The sequence below is a fragment of the Mycobacterium sp. 2YAF39 genome (assembly GCF_052114565.1).
Lineage (GTDB): Bacteria > Actinomycetota > Actinomycetes > Mycobacteriales > Mycobacteriaceae > Mycobacterium.
Window position 1 is genome coordinate 18,738 of sequence record NZ_JBFREZ010000003.1, and the last position, 16,530, is coordinate 35,267.

15 protein-coding genes and 1 pseudogene are annotated in these 16,530 nt (G+C 65.5%); 12 read left to right on the plus strand and 4 right to left on the minus strand.

Annotation, left to right across the window (positions count from 1 at the left end):
- Positions 1-131: 131 nt before the first annotated feature.
- From AB4Z42_RS09455 to AB4Z42_RS09470, 4 genes are all read left to right on the plus strand, one after another.
- Positions 132-1,592, plus strand: coding sequence for an aldehyde dehydrogenase family protein (locus AB4Z42_RS09455; protein ID WP_442008915.1), 1,461 nt, complete (start codon positions 132-134; stop codon positions 1,590-1,592).
- A gap of 92 nt (positions 1,593-1,684) precedes the next feature.
- Positions 1,685-2,092, plus strand: a complete 408-nt coding sequence (locus AB4Z42_RS09460) for a TOBE domain-containing protein (RefSeq protein ID WP_442008916.1) — start codon at positions 1,685-1,687, stop codon at positions 2,090-2,092.
- Positions 2,089-2,874, plus strand: a complete 786-nt coding sequence (gene modA, locus AB4Z42_RS09465) for a molybdate ABC transporter substrate-binding protein (protein ID WP_442008917.1) — start codon at positions 2,089-2,091, stop codon at positions 2,872-2,874. Before AB4Z42_RS09460 ends, modA begins: the two co-directional genes overlap by 4 nt.
- 36 nt (positions 2,875-2,910) lie before the next feature.
- Complete coding sequence (locus AB4Z42_RS09470) at positions 2,911-3,879, plus strand: LacI family DNA-binding transcriptional regulator (protein WP_442008918.1); 969 nt, start codon at positions 2,911-2,913, stop codon at positions 3,877-3,879.
- Here the strand turns inward: AB4Z42_RS09470 and AB4Z42_RS09475 are convergent, their stop codons facing one another.
- From AB4Z42_RS09475 to AB4Z42_RS09485, 3 genes and pseudogenes are all read right to left on the minus strand, one after another.
- Positions 3,880-5,286, minus strand: coding sequence for an aldehyde dehydrogenase family protein (locus AB4Z42_RS09475; RefSeq protein WP_442008919.1), 1,407 nt, complete (start codon positions 5,284-5,286; stop codon positions 3,880-3,882).
- 111 nt (positions 5,287-5,397) lie between these two features.
- On the minus strand, positions 5,398-6,165 hold the full coding sequence (locus AB4Z42_RS09480; protein ID WP_442008920.1) for a DUF1684 domain-containing protein: 768 nt from the start codon (positions 6,163-6,165) through the stop codon (positions 5,398-5,400).
- Positions 6,162-6,714: pseudogene (locus tag AB4Z42_RS09485) on the minus strand (LLM class flavin-dependent oxidoreductase). The gene AB4Z42_RS09480 and the pseudogene AB4Z42_RS09485 overlap by 4 nt, the downstream one beginning before the upstream one ends.
- A gap of 147 nt (positions 6,715-6,861) precedes the next feature.
- On the opposite strand from AB4Z42_RS09485, the gene AB4Z42_RS09490 reads away from it, so the two are divergent.
- The 8 genes from AB4Z42_RS09490 (at position 6,862) to AB4Z42_RS09525 (ending at position 15,410) form a co-directional block, all read left to right on the plus strand.
- On the plus strand, positions 6,862-7,446 hold the full coding sequence (locus AB4Z42_RS09490; RefSeq protein ID WP_442008921.1) for a rhodanese-like domain-containing protein: 585 nt from the start codon (positions 6,862-6,864) through the stop codon (positions 7,444-7,446).
- Positions 7,447-7,580: 134 nt separating this feature from the next.
- Positions 7,581-8,444, plus strand: a complete 864-nt coding sequence (locus AB4Z42_RS09495) for an ABC transporter permease (protein WP_442008922.1) — start codon at positions 7,581-7,583, stop codon at positions 8,442-8,444.
- Entirely contained in the window at positions 8,441-9,469 is a 1,029-nt protein-coding gene (locus AB4Z42_RS09500) for a taurine ABC transporter substrate-binding protein (protein ID WP_442008923.1), read from the plus strand. The genes AB4Z42_RS09495 and AB4Z42_RS09500 overlap by 4 nt, the downstream gene beginning before the upstream one ends.
- Complete coding sequence (locus AB4Z42_RS09505) at positions 9,453-10,262, plus strand: ABC transporter ATP-binding protein (RefSeq protein WP_442008924.1); 810 nt, start codon at positions 9,453-9,455, stop codon at positions 10,260-10,262. The genes AB4Z42_RS09500 and AB4Z42_RS09505 overlap by 17 nt, the downstream gene beginning before the upstream one ends.
- Before the next feature lie 97 nt (positions 10,263-10,359).
- Positions 10,360-11,799 (plus strand): APC family permease, encoded by a 1,440-nt coding sequence (locus AB4Z42_RS09510; protein WP_442008925.1) that lies wholly within the window; start codon positions 10,360-10,362, stop codon positions 11,797-11,799.
- A complete protein-coding gene (locus AB4Z42_RS09515) occupies positions 11,796-13,148 on the plus strand; it encodes a glutamine synthetase family protein (RefSeq protein ID WP_442008926.1) in 1,353 nt (450 codons plus the stop codon). Before AB4Z42_RS09510 ends, AB4Z42_RS09515 begins: the two co-directional genes overlap by 4 nt.
- On the plus strand, positions 13,145-14,161 hold the full coding sequence (locus AB4Z42_RS09520) for an LLM class flavin-dependent oxidoreductase (RefSeq protein WP_442008927.1): 1,017 nt from the start codon (positions 13,145-13,147) through the stop codon (positions 14,159-14,161). The genes AB4Z42_RS09515 and AB4Z42_RS09520 overlap by 4 nt, the downstream gene beginning before the upstream one ends.
- 13 nt (positions 14,162-14,174) lie before the next feature.
- Positions 14,175-15,410, plus strand: coding sequence for an acyl-CoA dehydrogenase family protein (locus AB4Z42_RS09525; protein WP_442008928.1), 1,236 nt, complete (start codon positions 14,175-14,177; stop codon positions 15,408-15,410).
- A 68-nt stretch (positions 15,411-15,478) separates the two neighbouring features.
- Here AB4Z42_RS09525 and AB4Z42_RS09530 read toward each other — a convergent pair whose 3' ends face one another.
- Positions 15,479-16,528 carry a sulfate/molybdate ABC transporter ATP-binding protein gene (locus AB4Z42_RS09530; RefSeq protein ID WP_442008929.1) on the minus strand — a complete coding sequence of 350 codons (1,050 nt, stop codon included), beginning with the start codon at positions 16,526-16,528 and terminating at the stop codon, positions 15,479-15,481.
- Positions 16,529-16,530: the final 2 nt, after the last annotated feature.

Below are 16,530 nucleotides of genomic sequence, written 5' to 3' on the forward strand. Positions count from 1 at the left end.
GCGCTCGATCAGCGGTTCCGCAGCGCAAACTCTCGTCAGACTCGCGAATCTTGACCCCCGCATCGCCATCGTGCTAAGCAGGTGCTCAGCACGATGGGCGAAACGCGCCTCACGGGCGAGGAAGGTCGACGATGACGACACTGCAGACGGTTGTAGACGAGCTCCGCGAACGCCCAGGAACGGGTGAGAAGATCGCGGTGATCAATCCGGTGACCGAGGAGCAGATCGCCGAGTTCACCGACTGCGGCGCAGAGGCCGTCAACGAGGCCGTCGCCCGTGCGAAGGCGACATTCGAGTCGGGCGTGTGGTCCGAGCTACCCGGACGCGACCGGGCCAAGGTGATGTGGAAGCTCGCCGACCTCATCGACGAACACGCCGACGAAATCGCCTCGCTCGACTCGCTGAACACTGGCATGCCGTTGTTGCATGCCCGCCTGGGGTTACCCAACTGCGCGGAGTTCTTCCGCTACTACGCCGGCTGGTGCTCCAAGATCACCGGCACCGCTTTCGACGTGAAGACCGCGGGCATCGCCTCCGACAACTGGGTCGAGATGCACACGTACACGCTCAAGGAGCCCTACAGCGTCGTCGGCCTGATCTTCCCGTGGAACGGGCCGATCTTCAACGCCTGCGCCAAGCTCGCACCCGCGCTCGCAGCAGGCTGCAGCATGGTCGTGAAACCCGCTGAGGAGACACCGCTTTCAGCGGTTCTGCTCACCCGTCTCATCGCCGAGGCCGGTGTCCCCGACGGCGTCGTCAACCTACTGACCGGCTACGGGCACACCGCGGGTGCGGCGATCACCGCGCACCCGGATGTCGAAAAGGTCGCTTTCACCGGGTCGACCGAGATCGGCAAGGAGATCGTGAAGGCCTCGGCCGGCAATCTGAAGAAGGTGATGCTCGAACTCGGCGGCAAGTCGCCGGTGCTCATCTTCGACGACGCCGATGTGGACAACGCGATCTTCCGCGCCGCGATGGGCATCTTCGTGCACTCCGGACAGGGCTGTGTGTGCGGCTCGAGAATCTTCGTCCAACGCGGGGTGTACGACCAGGTCGTCGACGGGCTGGCCAACCTCGCGAACAATCTGCCCTACGGCGGGCCCGAAGACGAGGGCAGCTTCAGCGGACCGCTGATCAGCGCCAAGCAGCTCAAGCGGGTGTTGGGCTACCTCGACGAAGGCAAGAAGGATGGCGTCGACGTGGTCGCAGGCGGACACCGACTGGACCGTAAGGGCTACTTCGTCCACCCCACCGTGCTGACCAACGTCGACCCCGCAACCAGCCGGCTGTACAAGGAAGAGATCTTCGGCCCGGTCGTGACGGTGCTGCCGTTCGATGACGACGACGAGGCCGTCGCGCTCGCCAATGACACGACCTACGGGTTGGCGGCCGCCGCCTACACCAACAACCTCGCCCGCGCGCACCGGATGGGTAAGCGGCTGCAGGCAGGCACCGTAACGATCAACTGCCAGTTGGTGTTCGACCACGCGGTGCCGTTCGGCGGCTACAAGCAGTCCGGCTGGGGTCATGAGTTCGGCCAGGAAGGCCTCGACGCGTACCTGAAGACGAAGTCGGTCTGGGCCCAGCTCTAGAGTTCCCGCACTTACGGGTGTAGTTCATCCGGAAGGACGCTTTCACGGCTCTTTGGCAGCCTCTCCGCCGCTGATGCGGATAGCATGCTGTCGTGCCGTTGATCCGGGTTCGTGATGCCGCCGACCTGCTGGGCGTAAGCGACGACACCGTACGGCGGTGGATCGACGATGGCTCGCTCTCTGCCGTGTATGACGAGTCGGGCCGTAAAGCGATCCCCGGCGCGGCGCTCGCGAAGTTCGCCGTCGAGCACTCAGCCGCTGCGCCCAAAGACCGGTTGAGCGTCGCCAGTTCGGCACGCAACCGCTTCACGGGTCTCGTCACCAAGGTCGTCGCAGACGGTGTGATGGCTCAGGTCGAGATGAAGTGCGGGCCGTTCACCGTCGTGTCCCTGATGAGCTCCGACGCGGCACGCGAGCTCAACCTGGAGCCCGGCAGTGTCGCCGTGGCCGTCGTGAAAGCCACCACCGTGATTGTCGAGACCTCAGGGGAGCCTTCGTGACACTGCGGCGTCAGATCGCCACGGCCACTGCGGCATTGCTCCTCACGATCACCGGGTGCGCGACGTCCGACGACACCTCGTCATCGTCGTCGACGACCAGCGCCGGGAGTCAAAAACTGATCGTCTTCGCCGCGGCGTCGCTCAAGAAGTCGTTCACCGAAATCGGCGAGCAGTTCAAGACTGACAACCCCGGCGCAGACATCGAATTCTCCTTCGCCGGCTCTTCAGATCTCGTCACTCAACTGACGCAGGGCGCACCCGCAGACGTCTTCGCCTCTGCCGACACCAAGAACATGGACAAGGCTGCTGCGGCCGACCTGCTGGCCGGCGATCCCGTGAATTTCGCCTCCAACACCCTCACCATCGTGACGGCTCCTGGCAACCCCAGGAAGATCGCCTCGTTTCGCGATCTGAATCAATTGGAACTGTCGGTCGTAGTCTGCGCCCCGCAGGTGCCATGTGGATCGGCCACTGAAAAGGTCGAGCAGTCCACCGGCGTACAGCTCAATCCGGTGAGCGAGGAGTCCCAGGTGACCGACGTGCTCGGCAAGGTGACGAGTGGCCAGGCAGACGCCGGACTGGTCTACGTCACCGATGCTCAAGGAGCCGGCGACAAGGTCACCGCGGTGGCGTTTCCCGAGTCCGCCGATGCCGTCAACATCTACCCGATCGGCGTTCTCGAGCAGTCCAAGAATCAAGACCTCGCAAGCAAATTCGTCGAGGCCGTCACCGGCGAAGAGGGCCAGAAGATCCTGGCCGCTGCGGGGTTCGCGAAGCCCTGATCGCCGGGGTGAGTGCAGAACATGCCACGATGTGGCATGACCAGTGCCCGGCCCACCACTGCCGATGTGGCGCGGCTGGCGAACGTCTCGACGGCCACTGTCAGCTACGTCTTGAACGACGTCGAGGGTCACCGGATCTCTGCGCGGACCCGCGACGCCGTCTACCGCGCGGCCCAGCAGTTGGGATACCGGCCCAACCTTGCGGCGCGCAATCTGGCACGGGGCAAAAGTGGTGCGGTGCTCTACGTGGTTCCGCGAGTCGCCGTCGGAGACATGCCATTACAGGCAGGCAGCCGGATGACGACCGAACTGACACGGGCAGGGCTGCTACAGGTCCAGATCTTCGAGACCGAAGACGACCGCCACATCGTCGATGCGATCGAGAACATCGATCCCGTGGCCGTCACGAGCCTGTTCCCGTTGCCCGAACGAGTCGTGGACGCCATGAGGACAGCGGGAATTCCACATATCGAAATCGGACAACTCCCCGCGCTCGGAAATCCACCAGAGTCGGTCGGGCAGATGCGAATCGACCATCTCGTCTCGCGCGGCCACCGCGAGATCGCCTTTGCCTGTGCCGGTGTGAAGCGGTGGCGCGCCCTGGGCGACTACTGGCTCGGCGGCGTCGTAGCAGCGGCCCAAGCCAAACAGCTACCGCCCATCCGCGTCGGCGACATCACCCAAGAGAACGTCGTGGAGGTCGTAACCTCCTGGGTGCGTGAGGGTGTCACCGCGGTGTGCGCGCAGAGCGACGAGGTGGCGTGCCTGGTTCTCTACGGGATCAGGGAGGCCGGACTGACGTGTCCGGACGATCTGGCCGTGATCGGCGTGGACGCCGCGCCCATCGGCGCGCTGAGCTCGCCGCCCTTGACGACCGTCGAGTTCAACCCGACCGCAGTCGCCGACGTCGCGGTCGCCGCGTTGCTCACCGAACTGAAATATCCGTCGCCCCCACCACCGCAACCGGCGGAGATCACTCGCCTGATCGTGCGGGCATCGACCTGATCAGAGGCTGATGTAGACGGCCTTGGTGTTGAAGTACTCCTCAATGCCCTTGCGCCCCCGCTCGCCGCCCCAGCCCGACTGCTTGTGCCCGCAGATCGGCATCGACGGATCCGCCCCCAGCGCGCAGTTGACCCAGACCTGCCCTGCGTGAAGCTCGTTCGCGACGCGGTGGGCACGCCCCAGGTTTTCCGTCCAGATGGCGCCGGCCAACCCGTACTCCGTGTCGTTGGCGGCGGCCAGAACCTCCTCCTCCTCGTCGAAGGGGATGACGCAGCCCACGGGCCCGAAGATCTCCTCGCAGATGAGTCGCATATCGGGTGTGGTGTTGGTGACTACCGTCGCCTCGTAGAAGTAACCCTTACGGTCCATGTACTTACCGCCGGTGATGATCTCGGCGCCCTTCGAAACACCCTCCTGCACAATGCCTTCGACACGTTTACGCTGTTTGTCACTGATCAGCGGCCCGAGCACCGAATCGGGATCCTCGCTGCCTCCCATCGGCAACATCTTGGCGAACCCGGCGATTCCCTCGACCACCTGGTCGTAGATGCCACGCTGGACGTAGATGCGCGATGTGCACGAGCAGTTCTGACCCGAACCCGCGAGCAGACCCAAGCTCGCGTTCATGATGCCCTTCTCGAGATTGGCGTCGTCGAACATGATCAGCGGCGACTTTCCGCCCAGCTCGAGCGTCAGGCGCTTGAGGTTGCCCGCCGCCGCCTTGACGATCAGCCTGCCGACCTCCGTCGACCCGGTGAACGAGATCTTGTCGACGTCCGGATGCGCGGTGAGCGCCGCACCCGTGGTCTCGCCGTAACCGGTGATGACATTGAGGACACCGTCGGGCAGGCCCGCCTCGCGGAAGATCTCCTCGAGCTTGAGCGCGGTGAGCGGCGTCTCCTCAGCGGGTTTGAGCACGCACGAGCAGCCGGCGGCGAGCGCAGGCGCGACCTTGAGCATCGCCACGAAGAACGGTCCGTTCCAAGGAATGATGAGGCCGCACACCCCGACCGGTTCGAGCTGCGTGAAATTGTGAAAGCTCTCGTAGTGACCGAGCAGGCCGTCGGAGACGACGTTGCTCGACTCCCCGTGGATCTTGCCGACCCAGCCCGCGTAGTACAGCAGCATCTCCATCGACACCTTGATGATCTGCTCGCCCGCCACCTTGTTCATGCCGTTGTCACGGCCCTCGAGCATGGCGAGCTCGTCGGTGCGTTGCCTGATGATCTCCGCTGCCCGGAACAGGACCTCCGCGCGATGCGCGGCGGGCTGCTTGCGCCACACCCCGGATTCGAAGGTCTCGCGGGCCCGGGCCACCGCCGCGTCGACGATCGCCTGGTCGGAATCGACGACCTCCGCGATCTGCTCCTCGGTGGACGGGTTGAAGACGGGGATGGTGATAGTCAAGGTCGTTCATCCTTTCGCCGAGCAAGAAAAACCCAGCTCACGCGTGAGATTAAGCGCATAACCAAATTAGATTAAGCGCTCATGCGAGCCGATGTCCAGCACGGTCCCCTCTTAGCGCGGGTCCTTCTCGCCGGCCTCGACGCGAACCGGCAGCCTGTTTTCTGCAGGCGCTACTGGGCACGTCGCGTAGTCGGTGAATGCGCACGGCAAGTTGGATGCGCGGTTGAAATCGAGCGTCACCGCCCCGTCCGCCGCCGGCTCGGCGATCGAGAGTGACCGGCATGCGGGATAGGTCGTGTCACCGCTGGTCGAATCGGTGAACAGGATGTGCAGTCCACCATCACGGCCGCTGAAGGCCAGCAGCTGCAGAGCGACGCCGGCGAGCACGAAGTCGATGACCCCGACCGCCCGGTGGTGGTGCTCGAGCCCCTGCACCACGGCGCCGGTCGTCACTGCCCGGGGCTGGTCGTAGGGCGAGAACCGGCCCGGCACGACCCAGCTCTCGCTGGGTGGGTAGGTGGGAATTCCGCGATACGACTGCAGATGCGGTGACCGCGGGTCGTGGACGCGCAGGGCCACCGAGCCGGTGCGGCGGATCACTTCGATGCGACGATCGCCGTCTGCGATGAGCAACCCGGGTGCCCCCTCGACGGGTTCGAGCCGCTCGGATCCGTCGATGCCCTCGACATACACCGCATCGTCGTCCGCGCGCCATCTGCCCGGCAGGTCGGCAACGGTGTCGAAATCGTCTGCGAGCCAGTACAAACCGGTCAGGCTGACCCAGCCCAGCGGGTCGCCGTAGTATTTCTCCCGCTCGGTGTGCCAGTCATTCCATGACACCTCGAACGTGGACTCTGTGGCGTGGTCGGTGGCCGTCATATCGCATGTGTCCTTCCTTGTGCCACAACCTCTTTCCAATCAGCTTGCGCCGACAGCGGCCTGCTCGGCAAGTGCTTCCTAAGCACGACAGCGACCTCGGCCTGAAACAGCTCGAGGCTGCGAAGCTTCTGCGCTTTGGTGACTCCGTCGGCGTCGGCGCTGAGGTGGATCACCTCGTGGCCGAGCTGCTCGTGGTAGCGGCTCACCTTGTCGATCACCTGCTGCGGACTGCCTATCAGGGCTGAGCTGCGGTCGACGAAATCCTCGATCGATTCGAATACCACCGGCAGACCGGCGCTGCGCGCGAAGGCCAGCCGCGCCTGGAAAGTGGGCCGGTGTGCGTGCCGCAATATTGCTCAACACCACCGGTGGCGAGGACGAGATGAACGGATCCTCGTGACGCTCGCCGACCGCGAAGCCGTCGAAGCCGAGATCTTCGGCCAGCACGGCAGTGTCGATGACCTCCTGCAGCCGTTCGGCAGGGCTCTTCGTCACATCCGACACCGGGTCGCGGTGATGTGCAATCAGCGTGAGCAACAGAAACTTCATCACAGATCTCTCGGGCAACTCTTGATGGCTGTCTCGTCGTAGCGAACCACGCTGGGCGTCATTTGATTCCCCGCGTCCTGTGCGCCGACTTCGGTTCAGCACGAGTTAAACTCGCTGCCACGCCGGTTCGTTGGGTAGCCGAGAATCATGACTTCAGCGCGCACCAGCACTGTCAGCTCGACCGCCCTGCGCGAACTTCTCGACTCCGCCAAGCCCGCACGGGTGGTCGACGTGCGGACTCCCGCGGAATTCGAATCGGCGCACATACCCGGTTCGTTCAATCTTCCGCTCGACATCCTTCGCTCCCACAAGGCCGACGTGGTCGACAGCCTCGACGGTGATGTCGTCCTGGTGTGTCGGTCGGGTCAACGGTCCACCCAGGCCCAACAGATCCTGACCTCGGCGGGCACCGCGGCGCGCGTACTACAGGACGGAATTCTGGACTGGGAGGAACGCGGATATGACGTCGACCGCGGCGAGCAACGCTGGGACCTGGAACGCCAGGTTCGGCTGGTAGCTGGGTCGATCGTGCTCACCTCTGTTGTCGGCAGCGTCGTCGTGCCGAAGGCCAAATGGATTGCCGCTGCGATCGGCGGGGGCTTGACCTATGCCGCGGTGAGCAATACCTGCGCGATGGCAACGGTCCTGTCGAAGCTCCCGTACAACCGGGGCGCTCAGGCAGACGCCGTGACGCTGGTGTCCGATCTGAAAGCGGCGACCCCAGGACAATAAACTCTCGCTGAGCACAGATATCCCTCGGCGCAGGGTGAGCCGGTACTAATAGTCGAATGGCCGCGCCGCTGTCTGATGACTTCTGCTGTCGCTGATCCATTTTCGTTTCGTCTCGGCAACAGAAGGTCCTCACAGTGTCGGTGTTCGTAGATATCGCTCCCGGCGAGCCGCAGGTCGGTTCGCCGGCTTCTCCTGCGCCTGCGGGCAAGTGGCGCGGAAGGCTCACGCGCGCCGCACTTCCCCTGCTGTCGTTGGTCGTCTTCTTCATCGCGTGGCAGCTGGTGGCGGTCAGCGGCATCTGGAACCAGACGTTCGTGCCTTACCCCAGCACGGTCTGGCGCGCCTTCATCGACGTGTCCACCACCCATGACGGAACGCGCGGATATGCGGGGTACCTGCTGTGGGAGCACCTGTACATGACCCTGCGCCGGGTGCTCGCCGGTGTCGTGATCGGCGTGACGCTGGGGGTGGTGCTCGGCCTGATCATGGGTTCGGTCAGCTGGGTGCGCAGCGTGCTCGAACCCTGGCTGACGTTCCTTCGGGCGCTTCCACCGCTGGCCTACTTCTTCCTCCTGGTCATCTGGCTCGGCATCGACGAAGCGCCGAAGATCACGCTGCTGGCCCTGGCCGCGCTTCCGCCCGCCGCCGTCGCGACCACCGCGGCCGTCGTCGCAGCGCCGGTCGGTCTGCAGGAGGCCGCCCGCGCGCTGGGCGCGTCGCGCACCGAGGTCATCCGTGACGTCGTGGTCCCCTCGGCACTGCCGGAGACATTCACCGGCATCCGTCTCGCGGTCGGCATGGCGTACTCGTCTGTGGTGGCAGCCGAACTGTTCAACGGCATCCCCGGTATTGGCGGATTGGTAAAGGACGCAAGCAATTACAACAACACCCCGGTTGTGCTCGTCGGCATCTTCGCCATCGGCATCTCCGGACTTGTCATCGACGGTCTGCTTCGTGCCATCGAACGGCGCGCCGTCCCTTGGAGAGGAAAAGTATGAGATTCAAAGCTGCGTTCGCCGCGCTGGCCGTCGCCACCATGGCGCTTGCCGGCTGCTCGGTCGATCAACCGGGACAGGAGGCGGGCAAGCCGACCATCCGGATCGGTTACCAGACCTTCCCCAGCGGCGACCTCGTCGTCAAGAACAGCCGATGGCTCGAAGAAGCGCTGCCGGACTACAACATCAAGTGGATCAAGTTCGACTCCGGCGCCGACGTGAACACCGCGTTCATCGCCAAGGAACTCGACTTCGGTGCGCTGGGCTCAAGCCCGGTGGCCCGCGGATTATCCGCCCCGCTGAACATTCCGTACAAGGTCGCGTTCGTCCTCGACGTGGCAGGTGACAACGAAGCGCTGGTGGCACGCGACGGCGCAGGCATCGACACCATCGCGCAGCTCAGGGGCAAGCGCATCGCCACGCCGTTCGCCTCAACCGCGCACTACAGCCTGCTGGCCGCATTGGCGCAGAATGGCCTGTCCCCCAGCGATGTTCGATTGGTCGATCTGCAGCCGCAGGCAATCCTGGCGGCATGGGATCGCGGCGACATCGATGCCGCCTACACGTGGTTGCCTACACTGGACGACCTTCGCAAGACCGGCAAGGATCTCATCACCAGTCGCCAACTCGCCAAGGACGGCAAGCCGACGCTGGACCTGGGTGCGGTGTCCGACGAGTTCGCAGCGGCGCATCCCGACGTCGTCGACATCTGGCGTCAGCAGGAAGCCCGCGCCTTGACGTTGATCCACGACGACCCCGCTGCGGCCGCGAAGGCCGTCGCCGCCGAGATCGGCTTGTCGCCCGAGGCGACCGAGGGTCAGATCAAGCAGGGGGTCTTCCTGACTCCGGAGCAGGTCGCGTCGCCGGAATGGCTTGGCTCCGAGGGGAAGCCCGGAAACATCGCGGTCAATCTGCAGAGTGCGTCGCAATTCCTGGCCGATCAGAAGCAGATTCCGTCGGCCGCCCCGCTGGAGACGTTCCAGGACGCGATCTACACCAAGGGCCTTCCCGGTGTCCTCAGTCAGTGATCTGAAAGACACTGCCAAGCAGGGCAACAACGCGGCGATCCGGATAGCCGGGGTGTCCCACCGTTACGGCAGAGGGAGCAACGAGGTCACCGCGGTGGGTCCCGTCGACCTGACGATCGACCCCGGATCGTTCCTGGTCCTGGTCGGCGCGTCAGGCTGCGGGAAGAGCACGCTGTTGCGTTTGCTCGCCGGCTTCGAATCCCCGAGCGAGGGTCAGGTTCAGGTGTCGGGCACGCCGCCGACGCCCGGGGTGACGGCAGGTGTGGTGTTTCAGCAACCGCGGCTGTTTCCCTGGCGCACCGTCGGCGGAAACGTCGATCTGGCACTGAAGTACGCGAAGGTGCCACGTGAGCGCCGAGGCGACCGCCGCGATCAGCTGCTGTCGCGGGTGGGCCTCGAAGGCACCGCTGACCGCAAGATCTGGGAGATCAGCGGCGGTCAGCAACAGCGCGTCGCGATCGCACGCGCACTGGCCGCCGAGACACCGCTGTTCCTTCTCGACGAGCCGTTCGCCGCGCTCGATGCGTTGACCCGCGAACGGTTGCAGGAGGACGTCCGACAGGTCAGCGCGGAGTCCGGTCGCACCACGGTCTTCGTCACCCACAGTGCCGATGAGGCCGCCTTCCTCGGGTCGCGGATCGTGGTGCTCACCCGGCGCCCTGGCCAAGTGGCACTGGACCTTCCGGTCGAACTTCCGCGCACCGGCGTCGACGCCGACGAACTTCGCCGATCACCCGAATACACGGCGATACGCACCGAGGTCGGCCGCGCCGTCAAGGCCGCAGCGGCGTAATAAGACTCACGCTGACTCCAGATGTGGTAACACCTCCCACCGGGTTCTAGCGTCCAACCAAACCTATCGACTTCTTCCATCGAAGGATGGCCGCCTCATGTCCGAAATAACCGCCGCACCAGATTCTTTGAGGGATGAACCCGCTCCGCCGGCACGCAAGCTGCGCGGCAATCTCGGGGTGGCGTCCATCGTCTTCCTGGTGGTGGCCGCGGCAGCGCCGCTCGGTGTGATCGGCGGCGTCGTCCCGCTGGGTCTCGCCGCAGGCAACGGCGCCGGCTTCCCGGCGACGTTCATCATCTCGACGGTGATCCTGCTGCTCTTCGCCGTCGGCTTCACGGCGATGACACCGTACGTCGATGAGGCAGGCGCCTTCTTCTCCTATGTCCGTAAGTCGTTGGGGCTCCCGGCAGGCATCGGCATCGCCTTCGTCGCGATCGTCAGCTACGTGGCGCTGGAAGCAGGCGTCTACGGCCTTCTCGGACCCGCGGGCGGCGCCGTGGTCGAACTGTTCGGCGGACCGGCTCTTCCGTGGTGGCTGTTCGCGGCGGTCGCCTTCGCTGTCGTGACCTTCGTCGGGTACCGCAACATCGAACTGTCGAGCAAGGTGCTCGGGGTGCTCTTGAGCGCCGAGATCGCGATCGTCGTCGTCCTCGATCTCGTCATCGTCGCCCGTGGCGGTGACCACGGGTTGTCGACCGGGATCGTCAACCCCAACGCGATCGTGTCCGGATCACTGGGCATCGGACTGCTTTTCGCGATCATCAGCTACGTCGGATTCGAGGCGACCGCCATCTTCCGCGACGAAGCCCGTACACCCGAGCGCACCATCCCCCGCGCCACCTACGTCGCGCTGATCCTGATCGGCGTGTTCTATGCGGTCACCAGCTGGGCGCTGATCTCCGCATGGGGTGACGATGCCGCCGTGGCGCGCGCCACCGAATCGGGCGCGACGTTCCTCGGGGACACCGCGGCGCGCTACATCAGCGTCGTGGGCGCCGACATCATCACCGTCCTGTACTTCACCAGCCTGTTCGCCTGCATCCTGGCGTTCCACACCGTGGCGTCGCGCTACATCTTCGCGCTATCGCAGCGCGACGTCCTGCCGGAATCGTTGAGCCGTCCGCACATCAAGCACGGCTCTCCGCACCGCGCGTCGCTGTGGATCTCCGGTGTCGTCGCGATCAGCGTCGCCCTCGCCGCGGTGTTCAAGCTCGACCCGGCCGCGCAGTTCTACACCTGGTTCGCGGGCGCCACCACTGTCGGCGTGATCGTTCTGCTCATCGCGACCAGCGTGGCGGTGCTCGTCTTCTTCGCCAAGGACCGACATGGCCTTTCGCAGTGGCGGGTCCGCATCGCGCCCGCGCTCGGGCTGGTCGGGCTTCTCGGATCGCTGGTGCTGATCCTCGCCAATCTCGACACCCTCGTCGGCGGCTCCAGCATCCTGGCCTGGGTCATCGTCGGACTGCTCGTCGCGGCCTTCGTGGTCGGCGCCGTCGTCGGGACACGGGTGCGGGACAACACCGTCGCGCTGTCATGACGAACACCATGGACGCGCCGACGTTCCAGTCCACCACGTCGGCGGGGGAACGGGAGTTGCGCCATGCGATCGGCGACGGCTCACTCACCGAAGTCGAGGTGGCCTGGAGTGACGCGTTCGGCCACGCGCAGGGCAAACGGATCCCCGCGTCACAGTTCCTGAACCGGGCGCTCGGCAGCGGATTCGCCTTCTGCGAAGCGTCTTTGGGGTGGAACACCGACGGCACGGTCGTCGAATCGCTCGATCTGACGAACTGGACCGGCGGCTACCCCGACGTGTTCGCGGTGCCCGATCTCGCGACATACCGGCCGCTGCCGTGGCGGCCGCGGGTGGGCCACGTGATCTCCGACATCGTCGCCCACGACCGCAGCCCGTCGCTGCTCGACCCCCGTGCGGTACTCCGGAAGGTACTGTCGCGCCTCGCCTCGCTCGGTTACACCGCGAAGATCGGGGTGGAGTTCGAGCTGTATCTGCTCAACCCCGACGGGTCGCCGTTCCAGGACGACATCCACGCGTACTCGCTGGAGAACGCCAACGCACTCGACCCGCTGCTCACCGATCTCTACGAAACGCTGAGCGCCTTCACGCGGCTGGAGGGCATCCAAACCGAGTACGGCCCGGGCCAGATCGAGACCAACCTGGTCTACACCGACGCACTGGATGCCGCCGACGATGCGGTCCGACTCAAGTACGCCACCAAGGAGGTGGCCCGAAAGCACGGCAAGATCGCCAGTTTCATGCCGAAACCGTTCACCGAACACTCCGGCAGCAGCCAGCACCTGCATATCTCACTCTGGCGCGGCAACGAGCCGGCGTTCGCCCCGGACGACGGCGCCGAGAACGAGCTCGCCCTCCATGCGATCGCGGGCCTGCTCGAGCATCTGCCGTCGATCACGTTGTTCGGCGCGCACTCGGTCAACGCCTACCGCCGCTTCGTCCCCGACTCTTTCGCACCGGCGACCGTGACGTGGAGCCGGGACAACCGGAGTGCCGCGGTGCGCTCACTTGTGGAGGCCGACCCGTCGGCGACGCGGATCGAGCTGCGCAGCGGTGCGTCGGACGCCAACCCGTACTGGTTGATCGCCTCGGCGCTCGCGGCGGTGATCGCGGGTATCGAAGGCAAGGCCACTCCCCCGCCTGCGCAGGGCGGCAATCTATACGTGAAGGGTGATCCGCTGCCCGAATCACTTGGTGTGGCACTGGAATTGGCCACCCGCGACGACACCATCGCCGACATCCTCGGTGCCCATTCGCTGCGGGACTTCGCCGCGCTGGCCCGCAGTGAATGGGTGGAGTACTCGAACGAGGTCAGCGACTGGGAACGCAGGCGCTACCTGGCGCGCTCGTGACCGCGGCACGCTTTGGAGTGTGGGCGCCCGTCTACGGCAACCACGGCGCGCGTCTGCATCCGCACGACGCGCCCGACGCGAGTTACCGTCGCACCCGGGATCTGCTGCTGCGTGCCGAATCGGCGGGATTCGACTCCACCCTGCTGGCCCAGCACGTGATCCACCCCAGCGATACCGAAGACGACGTGCTCGAGACGTGGTCGACGATCGCGGCGCTCGCCGAGGCCACATCGCGCATCGAGTTGATCGGCGCGGTGAAACCACTGTTGTTCAACCCTTTGGTGTTCGCGAAGATCTCCGCCAACATCGCCGACATCGCGGCCGGCCGGCTGTCCGTCAACCTCGTCACCGGGTGGTTCCTGCCCGAATTGGAAGGTCTGGGTCTGGACCCTCTCGATCACGACGACAGGTATGCGTATTCGCGCGAGTGGCTGGCGGCCGTCACCGAACTGTGGGCGGGCAAGCACGTGGCAATAGGCGATCATGGCGGCCACCCCGCCCTGATCCGTCCGGTGCCTGCCGATCCGCCGCCGCTGTACGTCGGCGGTGAATCCGAACCCGGCAGGGCGCTCGCCGCCGAGTATGCGGACGTCTTCTTCATCAACGGCCGGCCGCTGGACGAGACCGTCGATGTCATCGAGGATCTGCGGACCCGGCCGCGAGACGGCGCACCACTGCGATTTGGCCTGTCCGCCTTCGTGATCGCGCGTGAAACCGAGGCGGAAGCGCTTGCGGAACTGGACTATCTGCATTCCCTCGACGACGCGGAGAGCCGACCCGAGATCGCCGGCGGCACTGACCCGAAGACCCAGATGTACAAGGTGCTCTCCGGCACCAAGCGCATCGGCTCCAACGGAGGCACACTGGCCGGTCTGGTCGGCAGCTACGACCAGGTCGTCGAGCGCATCCACGCGTTCCGTGAAGCCGGTGTCGAACTGTTCATGCTCCAGTTCCAGCCCATCGAGTCCGAATTGGACAGGTTCGCGGACAAGATCATTCCCCACTTCCGATAACCAGGGAGCCGCTATGACCGTCACACACGAAGCCGTCGCGCCGCGCGTACCGTTCGACGCCGAGCCACTCGGCGGATCGGCGGAGGAGCGGTTGGCCCGGCTCTCCGACGTCGTGGATTCCCTGAGGCGCGAGGATGCGGCCGCCGAACGTGAGCGGGTGCTGCAATACGGCGCCGTCGACGCGATCCGGCGGACGGGCGTGCTCGCGCTGCGGGTACCGACCGAGTTCGGCGGCCCCGGCGGCTCGGTGCGCGACGTTCTGACCGCCGTGATTCAGATCGGCCGCGGCAGTTCGAACGTCGCGCAGGCTCTTCGCGCGCACTTCGGGTTCTCCGAGCGTCTGCTGAGCAACCGTGCGATTCCCGGTGAGCGTGCGGAATGGCTTCCGCGCGTGAACGCGGGGGTCGTCGTCGGCAACGCGATCACGGATGCTGCGGGCAGGGCGCCGTCGAGTGCCGATACCAAGGTGCTGCCCGATACCGCGGGCGTGTTGCGGCTCAACGGTTACAAGTTCTATTCCACCGGCACGCTGTTCGCCGATGTCATCGCGGTATCGGCGTTGGACGCCGAGGGACGAGATGTGCAGGCGATCATCCCGGCGGATCGCACCGGTGTCGAATTGTTCGACGACTGGGACGGATTCGGCCAGCGCACGACGGCCAGCGGCGGAACACGGTTCACCGACGTCGAGGTCCGCGCCGAAGAGGTCGTCACCGTATCGGAGGGCAATACGCTCGGGCACGCGACCGCGTTCCTGCAGCTGTATCTGGCGTCGGTGGCGGTCGGTATCGCCTACGCCGTGTTCGACGACGCGGTCACCTACGTTCGCACCAAGGCACGTCCGGCCGCCCATTCGCTGGCCGACAGCGCGGCAACGGACCCCTTTGTGCTGCAGGCCGTCGGAGACATCTCGGCGACCGCGTCGTCGGCCGAAGCCATCGTCTTGGCGGCCGCTGATGCGATCGACCGTCTCGTCGACCGGGGCCTGCAGCACGACCAGGACGCCGTCGCAGACGTCGCCGTCACGGTCGCCAAGGCTCAACTGGTGGCCGAACGGCTGACCATCTCGGCTGCGGAGCGACTGTTCGACACCGGAGGCGCGTCGGCCACCGCCCGCGCGCTGAACCTCGACCGGCACTGGCGCAACGCCCGGACCGTCGCGACCCATAGTCCGTTGGCGTACAAGGCATATGCCGCGGGCAATTACGCCGTCAACGGAGTGTGGCCGCCGGCGAACGGCTATTTCTGACTCCCGCCACAGGCGCGAGTGTGCGGATAGCTACCCGAAAGCGACGTGTCTGGTACGAAACCGCACACTCAGGCGTTGGTCAGCGACTCGTCCTCGTCGACCACGGGAATCTCGGTGCCGCCGGGCAGCGCGGGCACCCGCGTCGCACGCACGTACACGGTGTCACCCTCCTTGAGGCCGAGCGCCTCGGCGTCGCCGCGGGTGATCTGCGCGGTGAACGGGGTCTTGTCCGCTGCGCTCGTGAGTTCGACACGCACTTCGAAGCCCAGCATCACGATCCGGTCGATGGTGGCCCGCAGCACGCCGGTGGCCTGGATGTTGTCGTCGCTCGTGGCGATCGCCATATCGGGGTTACGGCCGACGCGGATGTCGTGTGGCCTCACCAACGTTCCGTTCAGCGACGACACCGCGCCGAGGAACGACATCACGAACGCATTGGCCGGCCTGTCGTAGACATCGGTCGGTGAACCCACCTGCTCGATACGGCCCTTGTTGAGGACCGCGATCCTGTCGGCGACGTCGAGCGCCTCGGCCTGGTCGTGTGTCACCAGCACAGTGGTGACGTGCACTTCGTCGTGCAGGCGGCGAAGCCAGGCACGCAGATCTTCGCGGACCTTGGCATCAAGGGCGCCGAAGGGCTCGTCGAGCAACAACACCTGGGGGTCGACGGCAAGTGCCCGGGCGAGGGCCATACGCTGCCGCTGTCCGCCCGAGAGTTGGTTCGGGTAGCGACCCTGAAATCCTGCGAGCCCAACAACTTCGAGAAGGTTGTCGACCTTCTCTTTGACTTCGGCCTTCGGCTTCTTGCGGATCTTGAGCCCGAACGCCACGTTGTCGCGGACAGTGAGATGTTTAAAGGCCGCGTAGTGCTGGAAGACGAACCCGATGCCGCGTCGCTGCGGGGGCACGCCGGTCACGTCTTCCCCGTTGATGGTGATCGTGCCGGTGTCGGGCTGATCCAGGCCGGCGATCGCGCGCAGCAGCGTCGATTTGCCCGAGCCGCTGGGGCCGAGCAGCGCGGTCAGCGACCCTGAGGGCACGTCGAAGTCGACATTGTCGAGAGCTGCGAAGTCGCCATAGTGTTTGTTCGCGCCCCGCACGGTGATCGCTGTGCTCATGT